Below are 25,866 nucleotides of genomic sequence, written 5' to 3'. Positions count from 1 at the left end.
TTCCTACTTCTTGGGGATGGTGCGGCTGCGGCCGCGGAACTCGGCGATGAGTTCACCCGGCTGGCCGGCGCCAAGCGGGGAATCGGGCGAAGAACCGGTTTGCACGGGATCTGCGGCGAAAATTTGGATGTCATACAGTCCACTGCGTCCTGCGCTGGAGCGGCGGTCAGCCACCGCCGTGACCACCTGGCCGCGGTAGGCAGGTTTGAGGAAGTTGATGTCCACGCCGGCAGCCACGGTGATGCTGTCCGTGTCACCGGGTCCCGGGTGCACAGGGTTGCAGGCGAGGGCGAATGCGGTATCGGCGAAGGCGAAGATCATTCCGCCGTGGGCCATGCCGAACCCGTTGAGCATTTCCTGCCGAAGGGTCATGCGGATGGTGGCATGGCCATCGCTGACGGCGAGGACTTCGATGCCCATCCATTCGGAGGCGTAGTCGTTTTCCAGGATCGGATGGGTGACCCCGGAGAGGGCTGCTTCAGTCATGCGTCATTGCCTCCAGCTTTATTTACCGAATGTTCATTAGGTAATCCCACATGGGGTGCCGGTGTCAAGAGTGGGGCGGCCTGCAGGCCTTCCGGCCTAGTGCTTCCGCTTCATCAGCAGGTTGGTGATGCGGAGGGTGCAGAGCCGCTGGCCTGCCTCGTTGGTAATCAGGACTTCGTGGGTGGTCAGCGTCCCGCCGAGATGGATGGGGGTGGCGGTGATGGTGATCATGCCCTCGCGGGCTGAGCGGTGGTGGGTGGCGGACACGTCCACGCCCACCGCGGTTTTCCCCAACGTGCTGGCATGGATCACCGCGGCCCAGGAACCCACGGCCTCACCGACGGCCAGGGAGGCCCCGCCGTGCAGCAGTCCGAACGACTGCCTGTTCCCCTCCACGGGCATGGTGGCCACAACGCGCTGCACCGATTCCTCGATGATCTTCACGCCCATCTTCTCGTCGAGCTCGCCCAGGGTGATCTTCCAGGGGGTGTGTTCGTCCAGTTCGGGGGCTGCGTCTGAGCTCTTCTGGGATGCGGTGTTCATGGACTCTCCTTGGTAGGCGGCGGCGCTCGAACTTTCAGTGTGCAGCACAGCGCATTCATGTACTGTAGGTATATTACCGAACGGCCGGTCAGTAATGATCTGGTGTACCGTTTGTCCCCGTTTTGGAAGGACCTGTCAACGATGACCACCACCGCAACGGCTGAAGCCGCAGTCAATACCGTCGAGACCGTCCCCAGCTTCGTGCAGGATTCCTGGTGGACGCCTGATGCCGGTTCGGCAGCTTCCGCCGTCCCTGTCCGCGATGCGAGCACCGGGGAAGTCCTGGCCAAGGTAAGCGCCGACGGCCTGGACCTGGCCGCCGTCGTGGAGTACGGCCGCACCACCGGCCAGGCGGAGCTGGGCAAGCTGACCTTTCACCAGCGCGCGCTCAAGCTCAAGGAGTTGGCGCAGTACCTGAACGCCCGCCGCGAGCACTTCTACACGTTCTCCGCCCAGACCGGCGCCACCAAGATCGACTCGATGATCGACATCGACGGCGGCATCGGCGTGCTGTTCACCTTCGGCTCCAAGGGCCGGCGCGAACTCCCCAACTCCCAGGTGGTGGTGGACGGCCCCATGGAGGTGCTGTCCAAGGACGGCTCGTTCGCAGGCGAACACATCTACACCCGCATCCCGGGCGTCGCAGTCCAGATCAACGCATTCAATTTCCCGGTGTGGGGCATGCTGGAGAAGCTCGCCCCCGCCTTTATCGCCGGGGTACCCACCATCGTCAAGCCCGCCACACCCACCGGGTACGTGGCCGCGGCCGTGGTGAAGGCGATCATCGAATCCAACATCCTGCCCGCGGGCTCGCTGCAGCTGATCTCCGGCTCCGTACGCGGCCTGCTGGACGTCCTGGACTACCGCGACCTGGTGGCGTTCACCGGTTCCGCCTCCACCGCCCTGACCCTGAAGTCGCACCGCAACGTGGTGGAAGGCGGCGTCCGGTTCACCTCGGAAACGGACTCCCTCAACGCCGCGATCCTGGGCACGGACGCGGTGGAGGGTACGCCGGAGTTTGATGCCTTCATCAAGTCCGTGGTCACGGAGATGACCGTTAAGGCGGGGCAGAAGTGCACGTCCATCCGGCGCGCCATCGTTCCGGAGGGGCTGGTTCCGGCGGTGATTGCCGCCGTCGGTAAGCGCATCCAGGAGCGTGTTGTCCTCGGTGACCCGCGCGCCGAGGGTGTCACCATGGGTGCCCTGGCGTCCGTCGAGCAGCTCGCCGATGTGCGTGCGGCGGTGCAGTCCATGATCGACGCCGGCGGTGAGCTTGCGTACGGAACGCTCGATTCGCCGTCGGTCACCTCTGCGGACGGCACCACCGGCGTTGTGGCGGAGGGTGCCTTTATGTCACCCGTTGTCCTGGGCTGGAATGACCCGGAAGCGGAGGCGATCCACTCGCTGGAGGCGTTCGGTCCCGTCGCGTCGGTGATCGGCTATAAGGACCTTCCCGACGCCGTCCGCCTCGCCGCCCGGGGTGGCGGCTCCCTGGTTGCCACCGTCTGCACCAATGATCCGGCCGTCGCACGGGAACTGGTCACCGGGATCGCAGCCCACCACGGCCGTGTCCTGATGCTCAACCGCGAGGATGCCCGCAGCTCCACAGGCCACGGCTCCCCGGTCCCGCACCTGGTCCACGGCGGCCCCGGCCGGGCCGGCGGCGGCGAGGAACTGGGCGGCATCCGCTCGGTCATGCACCACATGCAGCGCACCGCCATCCAGGGCTCACCCAACATGCTCACCGCAGTCACCGGGGTGTGGCATACCGGTGCTGACCGGAACTTCACGGCGAACACCGAGGGCACGCACCCGTTCCGGAAGTCGCTGTCGACCCTCCATATCGGCGACGCCATCCGCTCGGAACTGCGCGAGGTGACCTTGGAGGAAATCACCAAGTTCGCCAACTCCACCGGGGACACGTTCTACGCCCACACCAACCAGGAAGCGGCCGAAGCCAACCCATTCTTCCCGGGTATCGTGGCGCACGGCTACCTGCTCCTGGCCTGGGGCGCGGGGCTGTTCGTGGAGCCGGCGCCGGGCCCGGTCCTGGCCAACTACGGGCTTGAGAACCTTCGCTTCATCACGCCCGTGGCCGCCGGCGATTCCATCCGCGTCACCCTGACGGCCAAGAAAATCACCCCGCGCGAAACGGACGAGTACGGCGAAGTTGCCTGGGACGCGGTACTGACCAACCAGAAGGACGAGATCGTGGCCACCTACGACGTCCTCACGCTCGTGGAAAAGGGCTGAACAAAAAAGCCCGCGTCACTTGCCCGCATCACCATCGGCCCATATACTGAACGAACGGTCGGTAAATAATTGAGCGCCTTTCGAAGGCCTTTGCTAGAGGAGCAACCATGGCAGTGCAGAATCTGCAGTCAGTGACCGCTGAACTGTCCCCGGAAGAACTGGATGCGGCTGCCCGGCGTGACGCCGAGGGGCAGGCAAACTTTGACCGCGTAATCGCCGACGATTCGCGGATCGAGCCGAAGGACTGGATGCCGGCGGCCTACCGCAAGACCCTCCTGCGCCAGATCTCCCAGCACGCGCACTCGGAGATCATCGGGATGCAGCCGGAAGCCAACTGGATTTCCCGCGCCCCCAGCCTTAAGCGCAAGGCCATCCTGATGGCCAAGGTCCAGGACGAGGCAGGCCACGGCCTGTACCTCTACTCAGCCGCCGAGACGCTGGGCCAGTCCCGCGACGAGATGATGGATGCGCTGATAGCCGGCAAGGCCCGCTACTCGTCCATCTTCAACTACCCGGCGCGAACCTGGGCGGACATGGGTGCCATCGGCTGGATGGTGGACGGCGCCGCCATCTGCAACCAGGTGCCGCTCTGCCGGGCGTCCTATGGTCCATACGGCCGCGCCATGGTCCGGGTCTGCAAGGAAGAGTCCTTCCACCAGCGCCAGGGTTTCGAGATCCTGCTGGAACTCGCCAACGGCACCCCCGAGCAGAAGCAGATGGCGCAGGAGGCCGTCAACCGCTGGTACGCCCCGGCCCTGATGATGTTCGGCCCGCCGGACGACGATTCGCCCAACTCCAAGCAGTCCATGGCCTGGAACATCAAGCGCTTCAGCAACGATGAACTCCGTCACCGCTTCGTGGGCATGATGGCCGAGCAGGTCAAGGTCCTGGGTCTCACCCTCCCCGATGACCAGGTCCGCTTCAACGAGGAAACCAAGAAGTGGGAGCACGGGCCGCTGGACTGGGACGAGTTCCACGAGGTCCTCGCCGGCCGGGGACCCTGCAACTCCCAGCGGCTTGAGCGCCGCCGGGAGGCGCACGACGACGGCGCCTGGGTCCGCGAGGCAGCCGCCGCATATGCGGCAAAACAGCAGGCAAAGCAGTCAATGGAGACGAAGGAATACGCAGCATGAGCCCCCACGGCAACCCGGAAGTCCCGGCCAGCTCGGCCACCGAAATCAACCGCAGTGCGGAAAAAGTCAGCCCGGCGCCTGTCGAGGCGCAGGCCCCTACGCGTGCGTGGGGCCTATGGGAGGTCTTCGTCCGGTCCAGCCGCGGCCTGAGCCACGTGCACGCCGGTTCGTTGCACGCGCCGGACGCCGCCATGGCCCTGCGCAATGCCCGTGACCTCTACACCCGCCGTAACGAGGGCGTCTCCATCTGGGTGGTCCCGGCAGACGCCATCGCAGCCAGCGATCCTGATTCCAAGGGTTCCTTCTTCGAGTCGCCCCAGGGCAAGGACTACCGGCACGCCACGTACTACACCAAGAGCGAAGGGGTGAAGCACCTGTGAGCACCCCCGCAACGAACACCGAAGCAGCCGAGACGCACGGCCACGGTGACATCTCCACCGGTGTAGCCGGCGGCGACAGTAACGCCTCCGCCACCCGCATCACCCCCGGCAACGCCCTCCGCCCCGAGGACATCGCCCTGGAGGTCCGCACCGGCCTGGCCAAACCCACCGAAGACGCGGCCGAGTTCGCGCTGCGCCTGGGGGACGACGCCCTGATCCTGTCCCAGCGCCTGGGCCACTGGATTTCCCGCGCACCGGAGCTGGAGGAGGATATTGCCCTGGGTAACATCGCCCTGGACCAGCTGGGCCACGCCCGCAGCTTCCTGAGCTACGCCGGCGGCGCCTGGGACAAGACCGAGGACGAGCTCGCGTACTTCCGCAGCGAAACCGAGTTCCGGTCCATTCAGATCTTCGAGCAGCCCAACGGCGACTTCGCGGCCACCATCGCCCGCCAGTTCGTGGTGAGCTACTACCAGTACGAGCTGTACCGCAGGCTCACCCAGTCCACCGACGCCACGCTGGCCGCCATCTCAGCCAAGGCCGTGAAGGAAGTGGACTACCACCGGGACCACAGCGCCCAGTGGATCCTCCGCCTTGCCGGCGGCACGGACGAATCCCGCCGCCGGATAATCCACGGCCTGAAAATGCTGTGGCCGTACGTGGAGGAACTCTTCCGCGACGACGAACTGACCGGCCGCCTCGCCGCGGCGGGCGCCGCCGTCGAGCCTTCCAGCCTGCGCCCCGAGTTTGACCGCCTGACCGGTGAGATCCTCGCCGAAGCCGGACTGGACGTTCCGGACGTTCCGGCCGCCCCCGGCGGCGGGAGAAGCGGCAAGCACTCGGAGCACCTGGGCTACATCCTCGCGGAGATGCAGGTGCTGGCCCGGGAGCATCCCGGGGCAAGCTGGTGACCGCCGTGGCTACACGTACAGACCGGCAGGTCGACCAACGGCAGAAAGCCTGGGACATCGCCGCCACGGTCTGCGATCCGGAAATCCCCGTCCTCACCATCGCGGACCTGGGCATCCTGCGGGACGTCCAGGTCACGCAGGATGCAGTGCGGGTCACCATTACACCCACCTACTCGGGCTGCCCCGCGATGGATGCCATCCGCGACGACCTGAAGGCCGCTTTCGCCAAGGAAGGCTACGCCAGCGTGGACGTGGACCTGGTCCTTGCCCCGGCGTGGACCACCGACTGGATGACCGATGCCGGGAAGGCCAAGCTGCAGGAGTACGGGATCGCCCCGCCGTCGGGGATGTCCAATGCCGCCCGGCACGCAGGACCCATCCGCCTGACAATGGCCGTCAAATGCCCGCAGTGCTCGTCGCTGAACACCAAGGAACTCACCCGCTTCGGTTCCACCTCCTGCAAAGCGCTCTACGTGTGCCAGGACTGCAAGGAACCGTTCGACTACTTCAAAGTCCTGTAAGGAAACCCCATGCCTGTTGTCCGCCAGACCGCCGCCGAGACGGCGCAGGCCACCGGCCGCCGTCGTCCGTCCTTCCACACGCTCGCCGTCAAGGAGGTGCGCCGGCTCACCGAAGACGCCATTGAAGTCTCCTTCCATGTTCCGGCCGGCCTCGCCGGCCAGTTCGACTACCTGCCCGGCCAGTACGTGGCCCTTCGCACCAAGCTGCCGGACGAGACCGGTGAGCTGCATGAGGTTCGCCGCAGCTACTCCATCTGCGCCGAGCCGCGCAGCTTCGAGGACGGCAGCAGCGAGATCCGTGTCGCCGTCAAGAAGGACCTCGGCGGGCTGTTTTCCACGTGGGCCAACGCCGAGCTGAAGGCGGGGGACACCCTGGATGTTATGAGCCCCATGGGCGCGTTTGTGTCCAAGCACGGCCGGGACGGCAAAGCGGTGGAGCAGAACCGCATGAACTCCATGAACCACCCTGAGGAACTGGCCGGGGAAATCGCTGCGACCGGTGAGGCCAGCTTCGTGGCAATCGCCGCGGGCTCAGGCATTACTCCGGTGATCGCCATCGCCCGCACGCTTCTGGCAGCCAACCCGGACAGCAGGTTCGACCTGATTTACGCCAACAAGGCCGCCATGGACGTGATGTTCCTGGAGGAACTGGCGGATCTGAAGGACAGATACCCGCAGCGCCTCGCCATCCACCACGTGCTGTCCCGCGAGCAGCGGATTGCGCCGCTGCTCAGCGGCCGCATCGATTCCGAAAAGCTCCAGCAGCTGCTGGGCACGGCCATCCACGCCGATGATGTGGACGAGTGGTTCCTGTGCGGGCCCTTCGAACTGGTGCAGCTGTGCCGGGACACCCTGGCCGAGCGTGGCGTCAGCCCGGACACCATCCGGTTTGAGCTGTTCAGCTCGGGAAAGCCGGACCGCCCGGAAGGCAACGCAGGCCGTCCCGTGCTGGTGGACGAGGCCAAGGAGACGTACAAGATTACGTTCAAGCTCGACGGCCTGCAGGGCGAAGTGGCCAGCCCCACGCACGCCCGCGAATCCATCCTCAACGCCGCGCTGCGGGTGCGCCCGGACGTACCGTTCGCGTGCGCCGGGGGAGTGTGCGGCACCTGCCGCGCCAAGGTGGTTACCGGCAGCGTAACCATGGACGAGAACTACGCCCTTGAACAGGATGAACTGGACAAGGGTTACGTGCTGACGTGCCAGAGCCACCCCACCAGCAAGGAAGTCACCGTCGACTTCGACGTGTAAGTACTAACTTAAGGAGCCCCATGATTTCCCTCTCCATCGCCAACAACGTCGCCGAAGTAGTGCTGGACGCGCCCCACAAGCTGAACTCGCTCGACGAGCAGGCGCTGGCGGATTTAGCACAGGCGTACGACGACGCTGCTGCCGCCGCCGCGCGCGGGGAGGTGCGGGCGCTGCTTCTCAGGGGCGAGGGCCGCGCCTTCTGCGCGGGTCGTGACATTCAGAACGTGACGCCGGAGAGCGACGACGCCGAGGCTTACCTGGCCGGTCTGGTCCAGCCGTTGCTGACAAAGATGAGTGCGTTCCCGGCGCCGACGTTTGCGGCCGCCCAGGGTGCGTGCCTCGGCGTGGGACTGGGTCTGCTGCTCGCCACCGACGTGGTGTACGTGGCGGAGAATGCGAAGTTCGGCTCGCCCTTTGCCAAGCTCGGCGCCACCCTGGATTCGGGCGGGCACTGGTACTTCACGGAGCGGCTGGGCATGCACCGGACGCTGGACCTGATCTACACGGCCGAGCTGATCTCCGGCACAGAGGCTGTGGCGCGCGGGATGTTCAGCCGGGCCATGCCGGCGGATGAACTTCTGCCGGGCACACGGGCCATCGTGTCCACCGTGGCCTCGGGGGCCACTGAGGCGTTCAACGCGAGCAAGGAGCTGGTAGCGCACATCCGCGACCAGCGGCTGGGACTCTGGGACGCCATGGCAGAGGAAAATGCCGAGCAGGCGCGGCTCTGCAAGAGCGAAGACTACGCCGAGGGATTCCGCGCGTTCCAGGAAAAGCGTTCACCGGTGTTCACCGGGACGGCGTCGCGCTAATTCTTCCCCTCCGAAGGTTTTTGGATGTGCGCTGGGCCACATCCATAGTACTATCATCGGTAACTGAACGTTCGATCAGTAAATAGCTTGACACCACCCCGGGCAGCATCGCTGCCCCCAGCCATGGAGTTCCAATGACCGCAACTTCACGCGTCGATTCCGAGATGGGCCCCAGCAGCAAGCACGAGGAACGAAAAGTCCTTGCCGGGACCCTCGTGGGCACCACCATCGAGTGGTACGACTTCTTCATCTTTGCCCAGCTGACCGGGACGCTGCTGTCGCCGCTGTTCCTCGCGCCACTGAATGACTCCAATCCGGGCCTGGCGCAGATCCTCTCCTTCGCGCTGATCGGCATCAGCTTCCTGTTCCGGCCGCTGGGCGCCATTGTTGCCGGCCACCTGGGCGACCGTCTTGGCCGCAAGGCCATGCTGGTCTTCACGCTGATCATGATGGGTGCCGCCACGGCGCTGATCGGTATGCTCCCCACCTACGCACAGATTGGCTTCTGGGCTCCGGTCCTGCTGATCCTCCTGCGGATCATCCAGGGCTTCTCTGCCGGCGGAGAATGGGGCGGCGCGGCCCTGATGGCTGTGGAGCACGCGCCCAAGAGCAAGCGCGGCCTCTTCGGTGCGTACCCCCAGATCGGCGTTCCGGTGGGCATGATCCTTGCCACCGGCCTGCTCTTCGTTCTCAACTCGAACATGTCCAGGGAAGACTTCGCGTCCTGGGGCTGGCGGGTGCCGTTCCTGCTGTCCATCGTTCTGATCGTTGTTGGCTACCTGATCCGCCGTGCCGTTGCCGAGAGCCCGGTCTTCAAGGAAATGGCTGCCCGCAAGGAAGAAAGCAAGGCGCCGCTCGGCGTGCTCATCCGGAACCACAAGCTGCCCGTTCTGTACTCCACCATGATCTTCATCGGCAACAACGCTGCCGGCTACCTCCTGATTGCTTTCTTCATCTCCTACGCCACCCGGACGCTGAAGATGCCGGTCCCGGAAATCCTGCTGGCCACCACGCTGGCGTCCTTTGGCTGGTTGATCTTTACCCTGGTGGGCGGCTGGCTCTCGGACAAGATCGGCAGGGTCAAGACGTTCCTGATCGGCTACGCAATCGTCTTTGTGTGGATGATCCCGATGTTCGCCCTGATCGACACCAGGAACATCACGCTCTACGGCGTGGCACTGTTCGTCCTGACAGTCGGGCTCGGCCTCTCGTACGGACCGATGTCCGCCATGTACGCCGAAATGTTCCCTGCCAACGTGCGCTACTCGGGCATCTCCATCGGGTACGCCTTCGGTGCCATCCTCGGTGGGGCGTTCGCGGCCACCATCGCAGAGACCCTGCTGCAGAGCACCAAGTGGACTGGATCCATTGGCATCTACATCATGATCCTCTGCGTCATCTCCGCCATCGGTGTGCTGCTGGCCAAGGAGACAAGGGGCCGCCCGCTGGGCATCAGCCACCACCACTAATTCCCGCCATGGCGCGGCGGGCTCAAGGTTCACTCAAGATTTCCACGAACCCCCTGTTGCCGGGCTTATCACCCGCGCCGAGCCGGTAGATTGATCTCGGTTTCGGCCCCCCAACGAAACCTGGAAGCCCCTGCGCTGGAGTTCACCTCGCGCGGGGGCTTCCTACCAATCAGCCTCCGACACGTAAAAAATGGCCCTGCCCCGCACCTGAGTGCGGGGCAGGGCCATTTTCGCTGCCACTCCCGGATTTCGCTGCCACTCCCGGGCGGACAATCCGCGTGGACGTTTAGCGCTGGACGTGGCCTCCCAGCGGAGGAATCGTCCCGGGCTCGTCATCCTCGCGGCGCTCGGCCGCGCTGTGAATCTCACCTTCAGCAGTTCCGTCGGACTCACCCTCGAAATCCACCAGGCCGTTCGTCTGGTCGAAGGGCCTGCCCGGCGCGCGATCGCTGCCCACGGTTTCGGAGCCGGGCACGGGGGTTGCCGCCCCGGCGCCTGCCGCAGCGCCTGCCACTGAGCCGCCGGCCGCCGTCGTGGTTGTTACAGAATCGGCGGGAACATGCTGTACCGGTGTGGGCTCGACCGTAACGGGCCGGACCGGAGGTGTGATGGTTTCGTCCCGGGCCTCGTGCGAATCCTTGTTGGTGCCAGCGCTCATGGCAGCTGCGGCGCCGGCGGCCGCTGCGACGCCCAGCCCTGCGGCCATCTTGCCGGAGATCCCGGCGTTGCCCGAGTCTCCGCGTGAGGCTGCGGCATCCTCCACTCCCGGAGTGCCTACGGAAGCGCCCCTGTTGACTGACTCGCGCCAAGCGCCGCTGGCGTAGCCGGCATCTTCAATGAACTCCTTGAAGCGCTTCAGGTCGGCTTCGGCCTGGCGGTCCACGACGTGGAGCTTGTCGCCGACTTTTTCGATGAGGCCCTCGGGATCGTACTCGAGCGTGAGCCGCAGCGAGGTCTGGCCGCCTCCGACGTCCTCGAATTCCACCGCCCCCGCGTTGGTGGCACCTTCCGTGGCGGCCCATGCCACTTTGCGGTCTGGGATCTGCTCCAGGATCTTCGCTGTCCACTGCCTGCGGACGCCGGCAATCTCCGCCACCCATTCAAGCCGGTCATCAGTGATCTGCTTGACGCTTTTCACGCCGCCCATGAAGTGCGGGAATTCCTCGAACTGCGTCCACTGGTTGTAGGCGGTGCTCACCGGCACATTCACCAGAATGCGTTTTTCGACCTTCGTGCTCATGACATCTCCTTCGAGAGTTGAACCGGGGCTGATGAGGGAACCAAAAATTCATCAGTATGCTTAGCATATCCTCCGGTAATCCCTGCGGCCAGTCCCGCAGGGCATTTCCAGTGCCCCCACTGGTATCAGACGGACCTTACCCGGCCACGATTTTCGGACGGGCGCAGTGCTTATTACCAAAGCGCTGACAGAGGCGTAGCGTAGCCAACGGAGTATGGCGGCGATCGACGGTTCGGCCTTGGGCCGCATGCCGCCGCCCGGTCTTGAGCCGTTATAGGAGGCGGGGATGGCTGGCTGGAATGCTGACACGGCTGCGGGGCCCGTGGGGTCCGGCACGGTTACTTTGGTGGAGGGTTCATCTTTCTGCATTTCCTCCGCCAACGGAGACATTCACCCGGAGCTTCCCCACGGGGTTTTCCACGAGGACACCCGTATCCTGTCGCGCTGGAACCTGGCCATCAACGGGCAGGCTCTGGAGCCATTGACCGCATCAACGAAGGAACCTCATCGGGCTTTGTTTATTGGGCGCGTTCCCCGCTCCGATGGGTATGCGGACAGCCCCCTGATCGTGGAGCGGTTGCGGGAAGTTGGCGCGGGGATCCTGGAGGAGATCACCATTCGGAACTACTCGTCGGACGAGGCCGAATGCGTGGTCACCCTCGACGTCGAATCGGACTTCGCGGACCTGTTCGAGGTCAAGGAGGCGCGTGTCCAGCGGCTCTGGGAACAGTCCCGCCACCCGGAAGGCGACTCCTTGGCCATTCGCGCCCACTGGCAGGGCGTCCGGAAGGGCATTGTCGTTAACGCCGGCGGTGCCGACGTCAGCGCGGAGGCGCTGACCTACCGGACGGTGGTCGCGCCGCGTGGCCACTGGAGTACCAGTCTGACCGTGGTGCCCACGGTCGACGGCGTCGGACCCGTGGCATCGTTCGTCCGCCCGGCTGATGGTGAGATGTCTCCGAGCGACCGTCGCCGCCAGGAATGGGTGGCGAAGATTCCCAGGCTGCACATGGGCAACCGGTCCATGGAACGGACCCTCCGCCGCAGCTACGACGATCTGGGCGCACTTCGCATCGAGGATCCGGCCCATCCGGAGCGGGTCGTAGTGGCAGCCGGGGCGCCGTGGTTCATGACGCTCTTCGGCCGGGACTCGTTGTGGGCCTCGGAAATGGCTCTGCCGGTGGACCCCTCCCTAGCACTTGGCACCTTGCAGACGCTGGCAGACAGGCAAGGCAGCGTGGTGGACCCGATGAGCGAGGAGGAACCGGGCAAAATCCTGCACGAAGTCAGGCTGGGAGTCTCCAGCGGGCTCTCCCTGGGTGGAAAATCCGTTTACTACGGCAGTGTGGACGCGACTCCACAGTTCGTGATGACCCTCGCATCAGTGAGCCGCTGGGGCTTTGCCAAGGACACCATCGCCGCCCTGCTGCCCCACGCAGACCGGGCACTGGATTGGATCAGGAACTACGGTGACAAGGACGGCGACGGGTTCGTCGAGTATAAGCGACTCAACGAACAGGGCCTTATCAACCAAGGCTGGAAGGACTCCTGGGACGGGATCAACTTCGCTGACGGACGCGTGGCCGAGCCTCCCATCGCACTGTGCGAAGTCCAGGCATTGACCTACTCCGCGTTCTTGTCCCGGGCGTGGATGGCGTACGACGCCGGCGATCCGGCGTTGGCGGCCCGGCTCACCGAAGAAGCGGTGCGGTTGAAGAAAAGGTTCAACGACGAGTTCTGGATTCCTGACCGCGGCTACTTCGCAGTCGCCCTCGACGCCAACAAACGGCAGGTCGACGCATGCGCGTCCAACATGGGTCAATGTCTCTGGCACGGAATTATCGATGAGGACAAGGCGCCCCAGGTGGCCGAACGGCTTATGTCACCCGAAATGTTCAGTGGTTGGGGCGTGCGAACCCTCTCAAGTGATATGGGCGCCTACAACCCGGCCAGTTACCACAACGGATCAGTTTGGCCGCATGACAACGCAATCATCGCCGCGGGCCTGATGCGCTACGGATTCGTCGGAGAAGCACAGCGGATCTCCACTGCGCTTTTTGAGGCCGCCGATTACTCCGAGGGCCGACTCCCGGAACTGTTCTGCGGCTTCGGCCGCGACCAGGTAGCGGAACCCGTGCCGTATCCCACCGCGTGCTCTCCTCAGGCGTGGGCAGCGACCACGCCAATCATGTTGGTCACCAGCCTGATGCGGTATGACGCCCATATATCCCGCGGCGGATTCTGGATGGATCCGGCGCTCCCGGAATCCTATGGCAACCTGCACATCACCAATGCGCCCCTGGCGGGGAGCCGGATCACCATCGATATCACGGGCTCCGAACCTTCCGTGCAGGGACTTCCCGAAGGGGTGGCGTTCCATCGTGAACACCGGCCATGGCTGACAGAACTAATAGAGCAGGCCGCACGGAAAAGCGATGGCTGACTGACGCCCTCGAAGTTTTCGTGGTTGCGGGCCGGAAACCGGTATCAGGAATTGCGCCTGGGTCACGGAATGAACATGGCGTTCACTTACTTTGCTGCGCAGATTATGACACGTCTCACGCCCGGAACTCGTACTTCCGGTTGTTGACTGCATAACGCGCCCAATGCCCACGCACTGCGGAGGGTTCATTTTCGAACGTAACGTTCATCCTCGTTTGGTTTTGCTCTTGCCAGAAAGAGTGGGCTGCGCCACACTTGATGAATGTTCACAAGATGAACACTGCGTTCAAAGAAGGCCGATGATTGTCCTTCCACTCGAAATGTCCAGCCTCCGGAACCCCGGTTCCTCGTCAGCGTTGAGGAGTCCACTGTGAGTATCGCGATCCGCTTTCTAAGCACTGCACTGTGCCCTTCGTCCCGTCCGCTTCCCGTGCGCCCCCGGGCACTTCCCTCCGTCCTCCCATCCCGGTTCACCGAGCAGGGCACGGTGACCTGCGAACCGTGGGCAGGTCTTTATGTGGAAAAGGCCGCCGCGGCTTAGTTGCCGCCCCAAGCTCCCAATCCATTACCCAGATAAGCCGCTTCCGGCAAGCCTTTGTGGCCCACGCTGGGGCACCCACGTCCCAATCCCTTTCTGAGAGAGGCTCCCATGAGCACCAAGCACTCCGCATCGGATGCGCCATCCGTTGAAGTGGTAACGGCGCCGCCGGTGGATGACACTGCCCACCTGCACCGAACCGAGTCCGAGGAAGTAAAAATCCTCGAAGACTTAAAGGACGGGGTTGCCGAAAGGCGCGGGCAAGCCCGCGCGCATACCGGCGGCCTCGACAAGACGATCTTTGTTGTGACAGGCGCCCTGGTGATTGCGTTCCTGGTGTGGGGGTTCACCGATACGGATGGCCTGGCCGCCGCATCAACGCTTGCGTTGAACTGGGTCCTGGGATCATCGGGGTGGGTCTTTGTCCTGTTGTCCTCGGTCTTCGTGGTGTATGTCCTGTGGCTGGCCATTGGCCGCTTCGGGAACATCCCGCTGGGTAAGGACGGTGAGGGGCCCGAGTTCAAAACCGGGTCCTGGATCTCCATGATGTTCGCCTGCGGCATGGGGATCGGCCTGATGTTCTATGGCGTGGCCGAACCCCTGTACCACTACATCTCCCCGCCGCCGAGCACCGTGGATGGCCAGACGGTCGAAGCGGTGGAAACCGCTATGGCCACCTCGGTGTTCCACTGGACCCTGCACCCGTGGGCGATGTACGCCGTCGTTGGCATCGCGATCGCGTACAGCACGTTCCGGCTGGGCCGGAAGAACCTGCTCTCCGAGGCGTTCGTCTCCCTCTTTGGCCGCAAGGCCGTGGACGGGATCGGCGGGAAAATCATCAACATCCTCGCCATCTTTGCCACCCTCTTCGGCTCCGCAGCGTCACTGGGCCTGGGTGCGCTGCAGATCGGCAGCGGCCTGCAGTTCAACGGCGTCGTCGGCGAAGTTGCCACACCGCTGCTGGTGATCATCATCGCCGTCCTGACGTTCTGCTTCGTCGCCTCGGCAGTCTCGGGCCTGGAGAAGGGCATCCAGTTCCTGTCCAACACCAACATGATTCTCGCCGTGGTGCTGGCAGTGGTTGTGTTTGTTGTCGGCCCCACCCTGTTTATCCTGAACCTCATCCCCTCGGCCCTGGGCTCCTACATCCAGCAACTGCCCGAAATGGCAGCCCGCACCGAAGCCACCGGGGATGACACCATGCGCGCCTGGCTCTCCAGCTGGACAGTGTTCTACTGGGTCTGGTGGATGTCCTGGACCCCGTTCGTGGGCATGTTCATCGCCCGTATCAGCCGCGGCCGCACCATCCGCCAGTTCGTCACCGGTGTCCTTTTTGTGCCGTCCCTGGTGTCCCTGCTTTGGTTCGCTGTGTTCGGCGGTACGGCCATCCACCAGCAGCGTGCCGCCGACGCCACCGCCGACACCACCGACGGAATCGCCACCATCGTCGACGGCTCACCCACCATCTCTTTCGACGGCGCGTTGTTCGCGATGCTCAACGGGCTCGGCACACCCCAGTGGCTCACCATCGGATTGGCCGTCCTGGCCATGGTCCTGACCGCAATCTTCTTTGTCACCGGCGCCGACTCGGCCTCCATCGTCATGGGCTCCCTGAGTTCCCGCGGCACCCTAAAACCCTCCAAACCCGTCGTGGTCTTCTGGGGCGTCCTGATGGGGACCGTCGCAATCGTCATGCTCCTGGCCGGCGGAGACACACCGGCCGAAGCACTCAGCGGACTCCAACGCATGACCATCGTTGCCGCAGCACCGTTCGTCATCGTCCTCCTGGTCCTCTGCATCGCCCTGACCCGGGACCTCCGCCGTGACCCCATCTGGCTGCGCAAACAACTTTCCGATTCCGTCATCCGGCGAACAGTCCGCGCCGCTGTTGATGAACACGGCCACCAAAAGTTCATCCTCGCCACCAAGGAAAGCACCGCACCGCCGACGGGCCAACTCCAGGCCATCGACGCCACGGCAGCGGGGACGCCCATCTACGCCACCGACAAGGCGGAGCCAATCTCATCCAACCCAACCGGTAGGAGCTGAAGAGTGTCAGCAACAAAAAACTCAGCTGCACGCCAGAGCGTCATCTCAGCGGCAAGTAAAAAACGCTTCATGATCAGAATGATCACCGTCCTGATCGGCGGCATGTTTTTGGACGGCTACATCCTCGGCATCATCGGACCGTTGTCAGGGAGGATGGCAGAGGACCTGGAGCTCTCAGTGGTTTGGCAGGGGCTGATCGCTGCGGCCGCCTTGATCGGCATCCTCATCGGCTCGCCTCTGGGTGGCTGGGCGGCCGACAAGTGGGGCCGGAAGCCAATCTTTATGTTCGACATCGGACTGTTTGCGATCGCGTCAGGCATGCAGTTCTTCATCGACTCACCCCTGTGGCTTTTGGTGGTGCGGCTGCTGATGGGCATTGCAATCGGCTGCGAATACGCGGTGGGATGGCCCCTGATGGCTGAGTTCTCGGCCACCCACCTGCGCGGTCGCCTCATGGGCGCCATGGAGATCGCCTGGTACGCCGGCTTTATGGTCGCGTTCCTGATCGGCCATCTGCTGGCTGCATACACCGACCTAAGTTGGCACTTTATCCTCGGTACCAGCACGTTTATCGCGGTGGCCTTGTTCCTCGCCCGGCTTGGCTTGCCGGAATCGCCACGCTGGCTGTGGAGCGTGGGCCGCAAGGATGAGGCCCGCGCCCTCGCCGAAAAATACATGCCTGATGACGCGCTTGACGACGTCCAGCACGAGGACGTTCGGAAGGGCAGTTTCGGCATGCTGTTCTCCAAGCAGCACTGGCGGTCCACGTTGTTCATCTCGGCCTTCTGGTTCTGCGCTGTGACACCCTACTTTGCTATCGCCACGTTCGCCGACAGCGTCTTGAACCAGTACGGCCTCGGCGGCGGACTCGCTGGCGGAGTCGGGCTCTCTGCCATCGCCCTTGCCGGGGTGGTGGTCACGGTCCTGCTGATCGACAAGGCGGGCCGCCGCATACTGTGCGTCCCGCCGCAGTGGCTTTGCGCTGTAGTCCTCGCCATCATCGGCCTGTGGGCCGGCGCGCCCGGGCCTGTTGTTCTCGTCCTGTTCCTGGTCTTCTCGTTCTTCAACGCGATGTACACCACGCTGACCGGCGTCTATCCGAGTGAGGTTCTTCCGACCGAGATCCGGGGAATCGGGACAGGTTTCGCGGCCGCTGTCAGCCGCGTCGGGGCAGGGATCGGCATCTTCCTGATGCCAATGTCAATGGAGGCCCTCGGGGCAGGTCCCACCATGCTGATCGCTGCTGCTGTCGCCTTGGCAGGAGCAGGGCTATCCCAGTGGCTGGCTCCCGAGACGAAGGGCAAAACCCTGACCCAGGCAGCTTCGGGCTACTCACACTGAGGCGACGGGAGCTCCGAGACGTACCAGCGCTCGGGCGTTTACGCATCGAGCTACCCCTTCGTTCCCGGTGTCGAGGCTGCGGGGTCCCGGATGGCGTTTCGGACGAGGTGGCCGGGGGAGTGGGCCTGCTGCTGATCCAGATGCTGAAGCGGCGCGGCGCTGTTGTCATCACCACGACCTCGACGCCGGAAAAGGCGGAACAAGCCCGCAAGGCCGGTACCCACCACGTCCTCGATTACAGCGAAGTACCTGGACGCGTCCGGGCGCTGACCGGCGGCGGTGGAGTCGACGTCGTCTATGACGGCGTCGGCAAGGATACCTTTGAAGGTTCCCTGGATTCCCTGCGGATCCGCGGCCCCTGGTCCTTTCGGCGGCGCCTCCGGACAGGTGCCGCCCTTCGACCTGCAGCAGCTGAACGCCCACGCGGCCTTGGAGTCCCGGCAGACAACCGGGAAGATCATCCTGGTTCCTTCCGCGGGGCGTGCCTAATGCTGAACTCTCAGCGGCGCGAGTCCGACGGCGGCGCGTGGCGGAGCGGCACCGTGCACCTGCCTGCGGCAGCCAGAATCAGAGGACTGTCTTTGAAATGTCCTCGGCGGCCTGCCGCAGCCGCTCGACAATTGCCGGCAGGCGGCCTGTCCTCAGCCGTTCGCCCGGTCCGCTCGCCGTGATGATGCCGGTCAGCCGTCCTTTGACGTCCCGTGCACCGCAACCCACGGTGAAGAGCCCCTCTTCGAGTTCGTTGTCCAGCGTGGCATAACCCTGCTTTCTGACGTCCCGGATCTCCCGGAGCAAATCATTCCGCTGGGTAATGGTGTGGCGCGTGAAGCTTTCCAGCACGTCGGGCAGTACTTCGGCGATCTTCTCGTCACTGTGCTCGGCGAGCAGGATTTTCCCGGTGGCGCTGGCATGAAGGGGATACTTTTTCCCAACGTAGTGCTGCGGCACGTTGAGGATCCGGGTACTGCTGGCTTCCGCTACGAGGTCATAGTCGAAATCACCGTTAACAACGGCGTAACTGACCGATTCATTGAGATCGGCAGCAACGTCATCCAGGATTGGCTGGATGCGCGCAGCCAGGCCCGTGGTGGGATCAGCCAGGCGGCCGAGGCGGGCGATCTCAAAGCCCAGCTTGTAGAGGTTCTCGTCGCGGTCAACGAAGCCCATCTGCTCAAGAGTCAGGAGCAGGCGGAAGGCGGTGGGCCTGGTCATCCCGGCGGCCTGTGCAAGCTCGGTATTGGTGATTCCCCGCGGATGCCTGGCGAGTTCCCTGAGGAGGACGCCTGCTTTGATGACCGATTTGTTGGTCAGATCGGTAGGTTCCTGCGTCAGTTCTTCGGTATCTGCGTCAGTCATTTTTGCGCCGTTTCGTTGGGGCTTATGGTGCGAGCCCTCTGCCCGTAACTGGATGCACGGCATACAGGGACCCTTGTGCCATCTTAGGTCCCGAAGTTGAATGCCGTGTTCATTCAGTTCTTAGGGGGCGTAGTTGATTCCTGCCAGTACGTCGTCCGTCAGTACGCCGTCAACTGCTTGGCAGCTGACACGGCGTTTCGTGATGCCGTTGCCAGCAGACCTGTATCCGAGGCGACAGGCATAAAACGGAAACCGAGGGCCCGCATCTTTTCGGAGAGGGGCACCTCCCCGGTGTAAATTCCCGGAGAGACTCCGGCGGCCGTGGCACGACGGGCAATATCGGCCAGGATCCCGTCCTCGCCCTGGCCGGTCAGCTCCTCCAAGGTGATGCCGAGGCTGAGCGACAGGTCGTAGGGTCCAACGAAAATCCCGTCCGGCTGTGTGGCCAGGATGCTGTCCAGATTGGCCAGGCCCTCTGCAGTTTCAATCATCAGGATGCAGAGTGTGTCTTCCGCCGGGTTGCCCGGGGTGGGTTTGGGGTACCGGGGACTGCGGCGGGTTGGCCCGTAGCTCCGTTTGCCGCGAGGGGCGAAGCGGCAGGCCGCTACCAATATTCGGGCTGTGCCTGCATCCTCCACGGTGGGGAAGATGATGCCGCCGGCACCCGAATCCAGGACCCGGCCCAAAGCTCCCAGATCGTGCCCGGGGACGCGGACCATGGACGGCACTGAGAACAGGTGGGCGGCCTCGACCAACTGCTGGAGTTCATGGATTTCTGCGCCGCCGTGCTGGCCGTCGATGCAGATCCAGTCAAAGGCCTCCGCCGCCACGACGTCCACAGCGGCGGGGTCGCGGAAGCTGATCCAGGCGCCCAAGGTGGTGCCGCCGTCGTCGATTGTCAATCGTGGTGTTGATAGGCCGGTATCGCGGTCGCTGTCACCGTAAATCTTCATTGTTTGCTCCGGGGTCGCGTGACGTCGTGTGGGCCTGCCGTCTCCGGGCGGCTGCCGGGGATTGCTGCGCAGTTCGGTGCGGAGCCGTCCTCGAATCAGATGGACGTTCCTAAACGAACGCGGTGCTCAAAAAATATGACAGACGTCACGGCATGGTGTCAATGGAGGGCCAGATCGGCATCTTTCGCCGCGATAAACCTCTTGACAGTGACGTGCACAACACTCTAAATTGAACACAGCGTTCAAGATATGAACACCCACATCGGATTGTCCGTACGTTTCGGCACGAGTCCAAGGAAGAACTGTTGCCATGAAAAATGAACCTCTCAGCCTCTTTGCCTTCGATGTTTTTGCACCTGCCCACCTGACATCGGGCTCCTGGCGCAATGATGCCGACCAGGGCTACCGCTATACGGATCTGCAGTACTGGACCGGTATCGCTCAGATGCTGGAAAAGGCCGGGTTCGATGGCATCTTTTTCGCCGATAACGTCGGCTACCACGATGTCTACCGTGGTAACGGCGACGCCGCCCTGCGCGACGCCGCCCAGTTCCCGATCAACGACCCCACGGTGCTCATCAGCGGCATGGCCGCGGTCACCAAGCACCTGACCTTTGGGGTCACTGTCTCGGCAACGTATGAGCCGCCGTATCTGCTGGCCCGCAAGTTCAGCTCGCTGGACCACCTCACCTCCGGCCGTGTGGGCTGGAACATTGTCACTTCCTACTCCGAGGCGGCCGCCCGGAACCTGGGAAAGCAGCAGCAGCTCACCCCCGCAGAGCGTTACGACCTCGCCGATGAGTACATGGAGGTCGTCTACAAGCTCTGGGAAAGCTCTTTCGAAGAGGGCGCTGTGGTCCGGGACGCCGAGTCGGCCACCTACATCGACCCCGCCAAGGTGCACTCGATCAACCACTCCGGAGAGCACTTCACGGTCCCCGGTTTTCACCTCTGCGAACCTTCTCCGCAGCGCACTCCCGTGCTGTTCCAGGCCGGCTCTTCGTCCAGGGGCATGGAGTTTGGCGGAAAGCACGCCGAAGCGGTCTTTATTCAGAGCACGTCTGTTGAGGGTGCCAAGCGAAGTGTGGCGAAATTGCGCCAGGCAGTGGCGGATGCAGGCCGCGATCCCCGCGACGTCAAGGTGGTCATCCTACTGACCGTGGTGGTTGCGCCCACCGATGAAGAAGCCCAGGCGAAGTACCGGAAAGCCGTGGACAGCGCGCCGATCGATGGAATCCTGGCACGCTTCAGCGGGTGGACCGGAATTGATATGTCGGAATACGAGCTCGATACCCCCTTGCGGTCGGTTGGAACCAAAGCGGGTCAGTCGATGGTGGACATGTTCTCCAAGGCGGACCCGGACCGGGATTGGACCCCGCGTCAGATCGCCGAGTTCCTGGCTGTCGGCGGCACCGGCGCCACGATCATCGGGTCCCCGGCAACGGTCGCTGCCGAGCTGCGCCGCTGGCGTGACGAGGCCGACATTGACGGTATCAACCTCAGCTACATCACCAAGCCCGGGGGCTGGGAAGAGTTCATCGAACTAGCCCTGCCGGAACTCCGCGCTCACGGCATCATTGCCCCCGCGCGTGGCGAGGACCAGGAGCCTGTTACCCTCCGCGAAAAGTTCTTCGGCCAGAAGTACACGCTGGACGGGCACCCCGCCACTGAACACCGCACCGCGCGGCTGGCCCCCGCGGCCCGCTGACCCTTCACGACGTAGAAATCACAACGGAGACAACCATGACTGAACAAACAGACGTCGTCGTCATCGGCGCCGGTCTCGCAGGCCTCGTCACTGCCCGCGAACTCACCAACCGGGGCCACCAGGTAGTGGTCCTGGAAGCCCGCGACCGCATCGGCGGCCGCGTCTACACCGAACGCCGCCTGGGCCAGAACCTCGAACTCGGCGGCAACTGGCTGCACTGGACCCAGCCCCACGTCTGGGCCGAGGTGACCAGCTACGGCCTGGAGGTCTCCCGCGGCCCGCGCTCCGAGGAAACCTTCTGGCTGGCCGGCAACGAGGTGCGCCGCGGCAACCTGGACGACTTCATGAAACTGATCGACCCCGGCATGACGCGGCTGCTCGAAGACACCACGAAGTGGCTTCCCCGCCCCGATGCACCCCTGACCGTGGAAAACCTCGCCGACGTGGACCAATACAACCTGCAGGAAATGCTGGACAAGCTGGACCTCTCCGAGGACGAACGGAACGCGAACGAGGCCGCCTGGGTGGGCCACTTCAACGCGCCCCTGGACCAGTGCGCCTACGTCAACGCCCTGCGCTGGACCGCCGGATCCTCCGGCCACTGGCACCTGATGCACGAGGCCTCGGCGATCTACCGCCTGAAGAACGGCAACGACGGGCTGGCCAACGCCATCGCCGCGGACACCACTGCGGACATCCGCCTCAACACACCCGTGACAAGCGTCCGCCACGACAGCGACGGCGCCACCGTCACCTACGGTGCCGGCCACGACATCCGGGCTACGAAGGTGGTCATCACCCTGCCGCAGAACGTGCTGCACAAACTCGATGTCCAGCCCGCCCTGTCCGAGGGCAAGCTCGCCCCCAGCCGGGAAAAAACCGCGTCCCAGGGCGTCAAGGCATGGATCCGGGTCAAGGGCCCGATCAAGCCCTTCTTCGCCTACTCCGCCCAGGACAAACCGCTCTCCGTGATCCGCACCGAGTTCATTGGTGACGACGACGCCGTCCTGGTCGGCTTCGGCGCCGATGCGAACCGCATCGATGTGACCGACATCGAGCAGGTCAAGGAAGCCATCAGGGTATGGCGGGATGACCTGGAAGTCCTCGAAGTCACCGGACACAAGTGGGGTGAAGATCCTTACGCCGAGGAAACCTGGCAGATCCAGCGCCCCGGCCAGCTCACCAAGTACCATGCCGCACAGCAGGCCAGCGAAGGCGCACTGCACTTCGCCAGCAGCGACACCGCCAACATCTGGGCAGGCTTCTTCGACGGCGCCATCGAGTCCGCCCTCCGCGCCGGACGCACCATCCACGCAGAACTAAAGGAGGTACGGCCATGAGCGCCCCGGCACTGGAAGCCCGCCCCATCGCGTCGGACCACTACCGCGCCGTGATGCGGCACCTGCCCACCGGCGTAGCGGCCATCTGCTCCACGAATCCCGTCACGGGGGCACGGAACGGGATGATCGTTGGGACGTTCGCGTCCCTGTCCATGGAACCGGCCCTGGTCACCTTCAGCGTCACGCACACGTCCTCCAGCTGGCCGCAGATTGCCGCGGCCGACCGGTTCAGCGTCAGTTTGCTCGCCGAAGACCAGCAGCAGGTCTGCCGCGCACTGTCAGCCAAAGGCCCGGATAAACTCGGCACGGTGAACTGGTCTGAGTCCCTCTGGGGTACACCGCACATCCACGGTTCGCTGGCCTGGTTCGACTGCCGCGTCGAGCAGCAGATAGTTGCCGGGGACCATCTCATCGTCATCGCCAGCGTGCTGGAAATGACCCCCGGCGAGGGCAGCCCCCTCATCTTCCACGGCGGCCGCTTCGGCGGGTTCGCCGAACCCGGCGCCACACCGGCCTCATCGATCAAAGGAGATTGACATGGACATCACCCCGGCAGCAGCCGATACACTCACCGCGGACATCAGCCCCGCGTTCTACCGCCAGATACTCGGAAAGCTGCCCACCGGCGTCGTAGCCATCACAGGAACCAACGACGATGACGAGAAGCTCGGCCTGGTGGTGGGCACCTTCCAGTCCTTGTCCCTGGAACCTCCACTGGTGATGTTCTGCGTGGACAAGTCCTCCTCCAGCTGGCCGAAACTGCGCAAGCTGCAGAAGTTCACCGCCAACATCCTCGCGGATGACCAGATCGGCATTTGCCGCTCCCTTTCCCGCAAGGGCCCGGAGAAGTTTGAAGGCCTGCCCTGCACTGCCGGGCCCCTTGGCACACCCCACCTGGACGGCGCCACCGCTTATATCGACTGCATCGTCACCGCGGAAGTGGTGGTGGGCGACCACTACATGGTGGTCGGAGCAGTGACCAGCATGGAAGAAGGAACCGGCGATGCCCTGCTTTTCCGGGGCGGCAAATTCGGCCAGTACCTTCCTATCGAAATCCCGGCACCGGAAGCAGTAAGGACAGCATCATGAGCACCAAGCAGGAATCGATCCTCAAAGCCTGGAACGGCGCCTGGGGCGACGGCGACCTGTCGGTCTTCGAGGCGCTGCTCGCGCCAGGCTATGTACGCCACTCGAAGTCCGGCACCGAAGACGTCGAGCAGCTGCGGAAGACCATCGAAGCCACGCACGTGGCCTTCCCGGACACAACAACGGAAATCCTGAACATTATCGAGGAAGGTGAGACTGCAGCCATCCATTGGCAGACCCACGGCACTCACCGGGGTTCTTTTATGGACGTTCCCGCCACAGGGCGGAGCGTCACCGTCACGGGAGCGTCTTTCCTTCGATTCGAGGACGGAAAGATTGCTGAGGAATGGGTGGTCTGGGACCCCCGGGAACTTCTCTCTTCCCTCGGCATCTGGCACCTGGGCGCAGGCAACTAGGTCCAGCTATTCACTTTTTACTACGTCCAGGAGACGCAACCATGACACTGACCGGAAACTCCCTCATCGCCGGGACGGAGGTGGCCGGCACCAACGGCTCCACCTTCGGCATCAACCCGGCCACCAACGAAGCGCTGGAGCCGGCCTACACGCTGGTCAGCGACGACCAGCTGAAAGCAGCCACAGATGCGGCCGCCGACGCCTTCGAATCATTCAGCACACTGGAGCCCGAGCGCCACGCGCGCTTCCTCGAAGCCATCGCAGAGAATATCGACGCGGTCGGCGAGGAACTGATTAACCGTGCCTCCGCCGAGACCGGACTGGGAGCAGAACGTCTGCGCGGTGAACGTGCCCGCACCGTCGGTCAGCTTCGCCTTTTTGCCAACGTGGTCCGGACGGGCGACTTCCGCGGCGTCCGGGTAGACCCGGCGCTCCCTGAACGGGCACCCCTGCCCCGCGCCGACATCCGCCTGAGGCAGATCCCCCTGGGCCCTGTGGCCGTGTTCGGTGCCAGCAACTTTCCGCTGGCATTCTCCGTGGCGGGAGGGGACACCGCCTCCGCGCTCGCCGCCGGCTGCCCGGTTGTTGTTAAGGCACACAATGCCCATCCGGGAACGGCGGAGCTTGTAGGGCATGCCGTGGCGAAAGCCGTCCGCGACCTGGAACTGCACCCGGGCGTTTTCTCCCTGGTCTACGGCTCCGGTGCGAGCATCGGGCAGGCGCTTGTTGCCGATCCCGCCATAAAAGCGGTGGGATTCACCGGGTCCCGGGCCGGCGGCACTGCTTTGATGCGCACCGCCGCGGCACGCCCCGAGCCCATTCCTGTCTATGCGGAGATGTCCTCCATCAACCCGGTCTACGTCCTGCCAGGGGCCCTCACAGGCGATCTTGATGCCCTGGCCGCCCAGTACGTCACCTCTGTGACGGGAAGCTCGGGCCAATTGTGCACGTCGCCTGGTCTGGTGTTCGTGCCCGAGGGCGAGGCCGGTGACCGTTTTGCCGCCGCCGTCGCTTCCTCCGTAGCCGGCCAGGCCGGCCAGACAATGCTCAGCCAGGGGATTGCTGCCTCGTGGGATAAGGGGTACAACTCTGTTGCCGGCGTCGATGATGTGCAGCTGGTTGCCCGGGGCCGGGCAGGTACGACGGCAAACGCCCCCGCCCCGGCTGTCTTTGGGACAAACCTTGATGTCTTCACCCGCAACGCGGCGCTCCACGAGGAGATTTTTGGGGCGGCCAGCCTGATTGTGCGCTACAAGGACGCCGATGACCTGATTGAGGCAACTTCCCGCCTGGAAGGCCAACTGACGGCTTCCCTCCATCTCGACGCCGACGACTATGACGCCGCATCGAGACTCATCCCGTTCCTGGAACGGAAGGTTGGCAGGATCATCATCAACGGCTGGCCCACCGGAGTGGAGGTGGGGCACGCCATGGTTCACGGCGGCCCCTACCCGGCTACGTCCGACTCCCGCACCACGTCTGTCGGAACCTTGGCCGTGGATAGGTTCCTCAGGCCGGTCTCGTACCAGAACTTCCCTGACGAGTTGCTTCCGGCGCCGCTGAAGGATGCCAATCCCTGGAAGGTGCACCGGCTGGTCAACGGCCACGCAGAGCCGCAGCAGAACTGACGCCGGCACA

At 64.1% G+C, this 25,866-nt stretch carries 22 protein-coding genes and 1 pseudogene; 18 read left to right on the top strand and 5 right to left on the bottom strand.

Translation table 11 applies throughout. From position 1 onward, the window contains the following. Positions 1-3: 3 nt before the first annotated feature. Together IDT60_RS18000 and IDT60_RS17995 are read right to left on the bottom strand one after the other, a co-directional pair. On the bottom strand, positions 4-486 hold the full coding sequence (locus IDT60_RS18000; protein WP_191080096.1) for a hotdog fold thioesterase: 483 nt from the start codon (positions 484-486) through the stop codon (positions 4-6). Between the two features lie 96 nt (positions 487-582). Continuing rightward, positions 583-1,029 carry a PaaI family thioesterase gene (locus IDT60_RS17995; RefSeq protein WP_191080095.1) on the bottom strand — a complete coding sequence of 149 codons (447 nt, stop codon included), beginning with the start codon at positions 1,027-1,029 and terminating at the stop codon, positions 583-585. A 141-nt stretch (positions 1,030-1,170) separates the two neighbouring features. Between IDT60_RS17995 and paaZ the strand changes: the two genes are divergently transcribed. The 8 genes from paaZ to IDT60_RS17955 all read left to right on the top strand — a co-directional run bounded on the left by paaZ (position 1,171) and on the right by IDT60_RS17955 (position 9,759). Continuing rightward, positions 1,171-3,282 (top strand): phenylacetic acid degradation bifunctional protein PaaZ, encoded by a 2,112-nt coding sequence (gene paaZ / locus IDT60_RS17990; protein WP_191080094.1) that lies wholly within the window; start codon positions 1,171-1,173, stop codon positions 3,280-3,282. Positions 3,283-3,389: 107 nt separating this feature from the next. After that, positions 3,390-4,415: a 1,2-phenylacetyl-CoA epoxidase subunit PaaA gene (gene paaA / locus IDT60_RS17985; RefSeq protein WP_164204580.1), complete on the top strand. Its 1,026-nt coding sequence runs from the start codon at positions 3,390-3,392 to the stop codon at positions 4,413-4,415. Further along, the gene (gene paaB, locus IDT60_RS17980) at positions 4,412-4,795 is read left to right on the top strand and encodes a 1,2-phenylacetyl-CoA epoxidase subunit PaaB (RefSeq protein ID WP_164204582.1); all 384 of its coding nucleotides are present in this window, start codon (positions 4,412-4,414) and stop codon (positions 4,793-4,795) included. The genes paaA and paaB overlap by 4 nt, the downstream gene beginning before the upstream one ends. Beyond that, on the top strand, positions 4,792-5,706 hold the full coding sequence (gene paaC / locus IDT60_RS17975) for a 1,2-phenylacetyl-CoA epoxidase subunit PaaC (protein WP_164204584.1): 915 nt from the start codon (positions 4,792-4,794) through the stop codon (positions 5,704-5,706). The genes paaB and paaC overlap by 4 nt, the downstream gene beginning before the upstream one ends. Beyond that, positions 5,703-6,227, top strand: a complete 525-nt coding sequence (gene paaD, locus IDT60_RS17970; protein WP_370590702.1) for a 1,2-phenylacetyl-CoA epoxidase subunit PaaD — start codon at positions 5,703-5,705, stop codon at positions 6,225-6,227. The genes paaC and paaD overlap by 4 nt, the downstream gene beginning before the upstream one ends. Before the next feature lie 9 nt (positions 6,228-6,236). After that, positions 6,237-7,478, top strand: coding sequence for a 1,2-phenylacetyl-CoA epoxidase subunit PaaE (paaE, locus tag IDT60_RS17965; protein WP_191080093.1), 1,242 nt, complete (start codon positions 6,237-6,239; stop codon positions 7,476-7,478). A gap of 20 nt (positions 7,479-7,498) precedes the next feature. Then, positions 7,499-8,290: an enoyl-CoA hydratase/isomerase family protein gene (locus IDT60_RS17960; protein ID WP_191080092.1), complete on the top strand. Its 792-nt coding sequence runs from the start codon at positions 7,499-7,501 to the stop codon at positions 8,288-8,290. 134 nt (positions 8,291-8,424) lie between these two features. Continuing rightward, positions 8,425-9,759 carry an MFS transporter gene (locus tag IDT60_RS17955; RefSeq protein WP_191080091.1) on the top strand — a complete coding sequence of 445 codons (1,335 nt, stop codon included), beginning with the start codon at positions 8,425-8,427 and terminating at the stop codon, positions 9,757-9,759. Between the two features lie 286 nt (positions 9,760-10,045). Here the strand turns inward: IDT60_RS17955 and IDT60_RS17950 are convergent, their stop codons facing one another. Continuing rightward, positions 10,046-10,999: an SRPBCC family protein gene (locus IDT60_RS17950; RefSeq protein WP_191080090.1), complete on the bottom strand. Its 954-nt coding sequence runs from the start codon at positions 10,997-10,999 to the stop codon at positions 10,046-10,048. Positions 11,000-11,285: 286 nt separating this feature from the next. Between IDT60_RS17950 and IDT60_RS17945 the strand changes: the two genes are divergently transcribed. From IDT60_RS17945 to IDT60_RS17930, 4 genes and pseudogenes are all read left to right on the top strand, one after another. Then, complete coding sequence (locus IDT60_RS17945; RefSeq protein WP_191080089.1) at positions 11,286-13,442, top strand: glycogen debranching N-terminal domain-containing protein; 2,157 nt, start codon at positions 11,286-11,288, stop codon at positions 13,440-13,442. A 648-nt stretch (positions 13,443-14,090) separates the two neighbouring features. Next, positions 14,091-16,028, top strand: a complete 1,938-nt coding sequence (locus IDT60_RS17940) for a BCCT family transporter (RefSeq protein WP_191080088.1) — start codon at positions 14,091-14,093, stop codon at positions 16,026-16,028. A 69-nt stretch (positions 16,029-16,097) separates the two neighbouring features. After that, on the top strand, positions 16,098-17,369 hold the full coding sequence (locus tag IDT60_RS17935) for an MFS transporter (protein ID WP_191080087.1): 1,272 nt from the start codon (positions 16,098-16,100) through the stop codon (positions 17,367-17,369). 110 nt (positions 17,370-17,479) lie between these two features. Continuing rightward, positions 17,480-17,858 (top strand): annotated as a pseudogene (locus tag IDT60_RS17930) (zinc-binding dehydrogenase); the annotation flags it as partial. Positions 17,859-17,936: 78 nt separating this feature from the next. On the opposite strand, the gene IDT60_RS17925 reads toward IDT60_RS17930, so the two are convergent. Next, a complete protein-coding gene (locus IDT60_RS17925; protein WP_223883793.1) occupies positions 17,937-18,725 on the bottom strand; it encodes an IclR family transcriptional regulator in 789 nt (262 codons plus the stop codon). A gap of 158 nt (positions 18,726-18,883) precedes the next feature. After that, a complete protein-coding gene (locus tag IDT60_RS17920; RefSeq protein ID WP_191080085.1) occupies positions 18,884-19,678 on the bottom strand; it encodes an HpcH/HpaI aldolase/citrate lyase family protein in 795 nt (264 codons plus the stop codon). A 310-nt stretch (positions 19,679-19,988) separates the two neighbouring features. Here IDT60_RS17920 and IDT60_RS17915 point away from each other — a divergent pair, with 310 nt between their 5' ends. The 6 genes from IDT60_RS17915 to IDT60_RS17890 are packed head-to-tail and all read left to right on the top strand — an operon-like array spanning position 19,989 to position 25,856. Next, complete coding sequence (locus IDT60_RS17915) at positions 19,989-21,386, top strand: LLM class flavin-dependent oxidoreductase (protein ID WP_191080084.1); 1,398 nt, start codon at positions 19,989-19,991, stop codon at positions 21,384-21,386. A gap of 35 nt (positions 21,387-21,421) precedes the next feature. After that, a complete protein-coding gene (locus IDT60_RS17910) occupies positions 21,422-22,726 on the top strand; it encodes an NAD(P)/FAD-dependent oxidoreductase (protein ID WP_191080083.1) in 1,305 nt (434 codons plus the stop codon). Further along, positions 22,723-23,262: a flavin reductase family protein gene (locus IDT60_RS17905; protein WP_191080082.1), complete on the top strand. Its 540-nt coding sequence runs from the start codon at positions 22,723-22,725 to the stop codon at positions 23,260-23,262. The genes IDT60_RS17910 and IDT60_RS17905 overlap by 4 nt, the downstream gene beginning before the upstream one ends. Before the next feature lies 1 nt (position 23,263). Next, complete coding sequence (locus IDT60_RS17900; protein ID WP_191080081.1) at positions 23,264-23,815, top strand: flavin reductase family protein; 552 nt, start codon at positions 23,264-23,266, stop codon at positions 23,813-23,815. Beyond that, entirely contained in the window at positions 23,812-24,228 is a 417-nt protein-coding gene (locus IDT60_RS17895) for an ester cyclase (RefSeq protein ID WP_191080080.1), read from the top strand. The genes IDT60_RS17900 and IDT60_RS17895 overlap by 4 nt, the downstream gene beginning before the upstream one ends. Before the next feature lie 41 nt (positions 24,229-24,269). After that, the gene (locus IDT60_RS17890; RefSeq protein WP_191080079.1) at positions 24,270-25,856 is read left to right on the top strand and encodes an aldehyde dehydrogenase (NADP(+)); all 1,587 of its coding nucleotides are present in this window, start codon (positions 24,270-24,272) and stop codon (positions 25,854-25,856) included. Positions 25,857-25,866: the final 10 nt, after the last annotated feature.

Origin of the sequence: Pseudarthrobacter sp. BIM B-2242, from assembly GCF_014764445.1 — a bacterium.
GTDB lineage: Bacteria > Actinomycetota > Actinomycetes > Actinomycetales > Micrococcaceae > Arthrobacter > Arthrobacter luteus_A.
The sequence above is the reverse complement of the archived record's forward strand: the minus strand, read 5'-3'. Positions and strand labels throughout refer to the sequence as shown.